Origin of the sequence: Streptomyces calidiresistens, assembly GCF_014141525.1 — a bacterium.
Lineage (GTDB): Bacteria > Actinomycetota > Actinomycetes > Streptomycetales > Streptomycetaceae > Streptomyces > Streptomyces calidiresistens.
The window spans coordinates 1-5,816 of sequence record NZ_VKHS01000321.1; the positions used below are offsets into that span (position 1 = coordinate 1).

3 protein-coding genes and 1 pseudogene are annotated in these 5,816 nt (G+C 74.2%); all 4 read left to right on the forward strand.

The genetic code is table 11. The annotated features are described in order from the left end of the window. Nucleotides 1-1,538: class E sortase (locus FOE67_RS29315; protein ID WP_228473886.1), on the forward strand; the 1,538-nt coding region annotated here is incomplete at its 5' end. 320 nt (nucleotides 1,539-1,858) lie between these two features. Then, a complete protein-coding gene (locus FOE67_RS14380; protein ID WP_323384923.1) occupies nucleotides 1,859-2,515 on the forward strand; it encodes a class E sortase in 657 nt (218 codons plus the stop codon). 55 nt (nucleotides 2,516-2,570) lie between these two features. After that, nucleotides 2,571-4,811: pseudogene (gene glgX / locus FOE67_RS14385) on the forward strand (glycogen debranching protein GlgX); the annotation flags it as partial. A 422-nt stretch (nucleotides 4,812-5,233) separates the two neighbouring features. Further along, complete coding sequence (locus FOE67_RS14390; RefSeq protein WP_323384925.1) at nucleotides 5,234-5,506, forward strand: EF-hand domain-containing protein; 273 nt, start codon at nucleotides 5,234-5,236, stop codon at nucleotides 5,504-5,506. The last annotated feature ends 310 nt before the right edge of the window (nucleotides 5,507-5,816 follow it).

The window sequence follows — 5,816 nt, forward strand, 5'->3', positions numbered from 1 at the left end:
CCGCCGACCCGTACACCCCCGACCCGTACGGGGCCACCCACCCGATCGCCCCGGGCAACCCGCTCGACCCGGCCCGCCCAGCCGATCGCAGGGGGGATCGCGGGACCGATCGCGGGGCCCCCTCCCCCTTCGGCGGGCCGGAGGCGACCGCCGGGCCGGGAACCGACTCCCGCCCCCGGGAAGCCGGTTACGGCACCGTGTACGGCACGGACGACCGCGCCCCGTACTGCATCGGTGGCACCGGGACGGGCGGGGCGTACGACCCGACCGCCCCCCGCGGCGGGAGCCACCGCACCGAGGCGTACCCGGTGGGGGATTACGGCACCGGGGGCGCCGGGGGCACCGCCGTGCCGGGCGCCACGGATCGCGGCCCCGACCCGCTCGACGCCCGGCCGCGCACCGCCGACCCGTACACCCCCGACCCGTACGGGGTCACCCACCCGATCGACCCGGGCAACCCGGCCGGTCACGGGACCGACCACGGGGAGCCCTCTCCCCCCGACGCCCCGTACGGGGCCACCGGGAACCGCGCCGACACCGACGCCCCGACCGCGGTGTTCCCGCCCACGACCGACCCCCACGGCGTCCCCGCCGACCCGTACGCCGACCCGGCCGATCCCCACGCCGTCCCCGCCGACCCGTACGCCGCACCCCCCGCGGATCCCGAGACCATGGCGCTGCGGCGTCCCGACGACCTCCTCGATCCCGGTCCGGCCGGCGGCCGACGACGCCGCGCCGCGCCGCCGGCGGCCGAGGACGGGACGCCGGACCCCGCCCCGGCCGCGACCGCGGAGGGCTCCGGCGGGGGACGCGCCGCCCGCCGCCGGGCGGAGAAGGCCCGGCGCGCGAGTCGTGCCAACAAACTCGCCAACGTCGCCGGCGAGTTGATGATGACCACCGGCGTCCTGTTGCTGCTCTTCGTCACCTACCAGCTGTGGTGGACCAACGTGGAGGCCCGGGCCCACGCGGACCGCGAGGCGAACTCCCTGGTCGACCAGTGGGAGGGCGGCTCCGGGGAGGAGACGGAGAACCGCGACCCCGGAGTCTTCTCCGCCGGCGAGGGCTTCGCCCTGCTGTACCTGCCGACCCTGGACGTGCGGGTTCCCATCGCGGAGAGCGTGGACGAGGCCACCGTCCTGGACAAGGGCATGGTCGGTCGCTACTCCGAGGCCGACCGCCTGCCCACCGCGATGCCCTGGGACGAGGAGGGCAACTTCGGCCTCGCCGGCCACCGCAACACCCACGGGGAGCCGTTCCGCTACATCAACCTGCTGAACGAGGGCGACCCGATCATCGTGGAGACGGAGACCACGTACTACATCTACGAGATGCGCAGCCGGTTGGACTCCACCTCCCCGTCGAACATCTCGGTGCTGGACCCGATACCCGAGCAGGGCGGCTTCACCGAACCCGGCCGCTACATCACCCTGACGACCTGCACACCGGAGTTCACCTCGACCTTCCGGCTCATCGTCTGGGGCGAGATGGTCGCCGAACAGCCACGCGGCGAGGGGAAGCCGGATGCCCTCGTCACCTGAGCCGGCGCACCGCCGGGGCCCCGCCCCGACCGCGCCGGACGGGGGATCCGGAGCGCTCGGGAGACCCCGTCCACACGGACCACGCAGACGCGCAGCAGAACGCGGAGAACGATGAGCAAGCGGCCGACGACCACCCCCCGGCACCCGGCGGGGCCGGTCGGGACGAGCGGGGCGCCGGGCACCGGGCCCGGTACCGACACCGCTCCCGGGGACGACCCCGGAGCGGGGGCTCCCCCCGGAGGGACGACCGACACCGCCCGGACCCCGGTCACGGAGTCGACCGACACGGAGCCCACGCCATCGGCGTCTTCGGCGAGCTGATGATCACCGCCGGCGTCCTGCTCGGCCTCTTCGTCGTCTACTCCCTGTGGTGGACCAACGTGGTCGCCAACCAGGAGGCCAACCGGGCCGGCGACGCCGTCCGCGAGAGCTGGGAGGCGGGTGGCGCGGAGGACGCCGAGGACCCGGACGAACCCCGGGTCTACCGCCCCGAGGACGGCATCGGCTTCCTCCACGTCCCCACCATGAGCGGCGACGAGATCCTCGTGAAGGAGGGCATCGACCTGCCCACCCTCAACGGCGGGGTCGCCGGCTACTACGACCAGCCGGTGGAGTCGGCGATGCCCTGGGACGAGGAGGGCAACTTCTCGCTGGCGGCCCACCGGGACGGCCACGGCGCGAAGTTCCACGACATCCACAAGGTGCGCGAGGGCGACCCGATCGTCTTCGAGACCAAGGACAGCTGGTACGTCTACCGGGTCTTCTCGATCCTGCCGGAGACCTCCCGCTACGACATCGGGGTGCTGGACCCCGTCCCGGAGGGGTCCGGGGCCACCGGGCCCGGCCGCTACATCACGCTGACCACCTGCACGCCGATCTTCACCTCCACGTACCGGTACATCGTGTGGGGCGAGTTGGAGCGGGTGGAGCCGATGTCGGCCGAGCGCACCCCGCCGCCGGAGCTGACGGAGTCCTGAGTCCGGCGCGGGCCCGGGACACCCGGTCGTTTCCGGTCGTCCCGGGGGACCCCCGGTGCCACGGGACGGCGCCGATTCGCGGACGCATCGGCGGGCGGCCCGCCCCCGTACCGGCCCCCGGGACGCGGAGCCGCGCCCCGACCCCTCCGGGGGCGACGGCGGCCAGGAGGTGTGGCCCGGCAGCCCGCAGCCGCTCGGCGCCCGCTTCACCACCGGCCCCGACGGTGTCCAGGGCACCGGCTTCGCGCTGTGGGCGGGCGGTGCCGAGGGGGTGGAGCTGTGCCTGTTCGACGACGCCGGCCGCGAGACCCGCTGCGAGTTGACCGAGCACACCCACGAGATCTGGCACGGTTTCCTGCCCGGCGTGCGCCCCGGGCAGCGCTACGGCTACCGCGTCCACGGCCGGTGGGACCCGTGGACCGGCGCCCGGTGGAACCCCGCCAAACTCCTCCTCGACCCCTACGCCCGGGCCGTGGACGGGGAGTTCGCCCTCCCGCCGGAGGTCTACGGCCACGTCCGCGACTGGCCCGATCAGGAGATCGCCGACACCGTTCGCGACGACCGCGACTCGGCCCCCTTCGTCCCCAAGGGCGTCGTCGTCCACGACACCGACACCTGGGCCGACGACGTGCGCCCCAAGACCCCCTGGTCGGACTCGGTCATCTACGAACTGCACGTGCGCGGGTTCACCATGACCCACCCCGACATCCCCGACGAGTTGCGCGGCACCTACGCCGGGCTCGCCCACCCCGCCGCGATCGACCACCTGACGCGGCTGGGCGTCACCGCCGTGGAACTGCTGCCGGTCCACCAGTTCGCCCACGAGGACCACCTGCTCAAGCGCGGTCTGCGCAACTACTGGGGCTACAACTCCATCGGCTACTTCGCCCCGCACTCCGCGTACAGCGCGAGCGGCACCCGCGGCCAACAGGTCGGGGAGTTCAAGCAGATGGTCCGCGCCCTGCACCGGGCGGGCATCGAGGTCATCCTCGACGTGGTCTACAACCACACCGCCGAGGCCGGTCAGCTCGGCCCCATGCTCTCCTTCCGCGGCATCGACAACCGCGGCTACTACCGGCTGGGCGAGGACGCCCGCTACTACGCCGACTACACCGGCTGCGGCAACACCCTGCACGTCGTCCAGCCCCAGGTGCTGCGGCTGATCACCGACTCGCTGCGCTACTGGGTGCAGGAGATGGGGGTGGACGGCTTCCGGTTCGACCTGGCCGCCGCGCTCGCCCGCTCCATGCACGACGTGGACATGCTCTCGCCGTTCCTCGCGGTCATCGCCCAGGACCCCGTGCTGCGCCGGGTCAAGCTCATCGCCGAACCCTGGGATGTGGGCAGCGGCGGCTACCAGGTGGGCGCCTTCCCGCCGCTGTGGACCGAGTGGAACGACCGCTACCGGGACACCGTGCGCGACTACTGGCGCGGCGCCCTGCCCGATGTGCGGGACCTGGGGTACCGGCTCTCGGGCTCCAGCGACCTGTACGCCTGGGGAGGCCGCCGCCCCTACGCGTCGGTCAACTTCATCACCGCCCACGACGGTTTCACCCTGCGCGACCTGGTCTCCTACCACGACAAGCACAACGAGGCCAACGGCGAGGACAACCGGGACGGCACCGACGACAACCGCTCCTGGAACTGCGGCGCCGAGGGCGAGACCGACGACCCCGACATCCGGGCCCTGCGCCGCCGCCAACTGCGCAACATGCTCACCACCCTGCTGCTGTCCACCGGCGTGCCGATGCTCGTCGCCGGTGACGAGATGGGCCGCACCCAGGGCGGCAACAACAACGCCTACTGCCAGGACAGCCCCATCGGCTGGATGGACTGGGGGCTGCGGGAGGATCCGCAGTGGCGTCCCCTGCTGGAACTGACCACCCGGCTGATCCGGTTGCGCCGCGACCACCCCGTGCTGCGCCGCCGGGCCTTCTTCTCCGGACGTCGCCAGGGACCGGACGGCATCCGCGACCTGGCGTGGTTCACCTCCGAGGGCCGGGAGATGACCGAGGAGGACTGGTACCGCCCCGGCCTGACCCTGGGCATGTACCTCTCCGGGCAGGACATCCCGCAGCGCGATCCGCGCGGCCGACCGGTGGTGGACGACAGCTTCCTGGCGCTGCTGCACGCCGGCCACGAACCGGCGGAGTTCCCCCTCCCCGGAGCCCCCTGGGCCGATTCCTACGAGGTGGTCCTCGACACCACGCTGGAGGACCAGGCGCGGGCGCCCGACACGGGGCACGCGGCCGGCGAGGTCCTGACCCTCCCGCCCCGCTCGGTGCTGCTGTTGCGCGCCGTGCGGGCGGCGGAGCCCCGGCGGGTCGTCCAGCCCGCCGCCTCCGACGGGGTGGAGGACATCGACGCGGTGCGGGGTGCCGACCGCGTGGTGCCGGTGGACGGAGTGGTGCCGGTGGACGGTCTGAAACGGTCCGACCGGGGTGGGGCCCCGGGCCGCGGGGGCGCGTCCAACGGCTCCCGGCGTCGCCGCGGGGCCGGTGGGACGGGGAAGGGCTGAACGCTCCGTGATCCGACGCGGGGGCGGGGAACCGAAAGCCGGTTCCCCGCCTCTTCGTCGGTGGGCCCCGCCCGGCGGATGCCCGCCGGGCGCCGGGGTAGGTGCCGGACGGGCACCCGCCGACCGGCGCGCCCGTCCGAGCCGTCCGACCCGCCCGACCCCGGTGCCCCACCGGGGTCCCGTACCTTCCGGAGCAGCGCGTGAACCCCGAGACCCCCGACATCCCCGCCGAGGAGGCCGCCCGGGCCGAGGCCCGGGAGATCTTCGACCGTTTCGACCTCAACGGCGACGGTCGCGTCACCCCCGAGGAGTTGCGACAGGTCCTGGTGGACAGCGGCATCGACGTGGAGACCGGGGACGCACGCCGGCTCATCTCCCTCCAGGACCGCACGGGCGACGGCCTGCTCTCCTTCGAGGAGTTCTGGGCCGCCCGCCGGGAGATGCTCGGCGAGCGGCCCCCCGCCGCGTCCTGAGCCTCGGGCGCCGGGCGCTCCCGTCGTTCCGGGCGCGGGGGCCCCACCCGCGCCCGGAACGACCACCCCGGCCCTCTCGGCACGACGATCAACGGCTTGTCGGACGAACGGTGTTCACGATCCGTCAGGCCCGCCCCGGGGACACGCCCCCCACGAGTGAAGATCCCGCCGGTCCGCCGTCCGCCCGGTCACAGTGGCGCCCATGATCGCTCCACTGCTCCGCCGCGCCGCCCGGTCGCGCGTCACGGCCCCGGCGGCCCTGCTCGCCGTCCTGCTCGCCGGTTCGGCGGCCCCGGCCGCCCACGCCGCC

Coding starts and splice junctions, on each gene's coding strand:
- FOE67_RS14380 (WP_323384923.1), top strand. CDS start 1,859: ATGATCACCGCCGGCGTCCTGCTCGGCCTCTTCGTCGTCTACTCCCTG.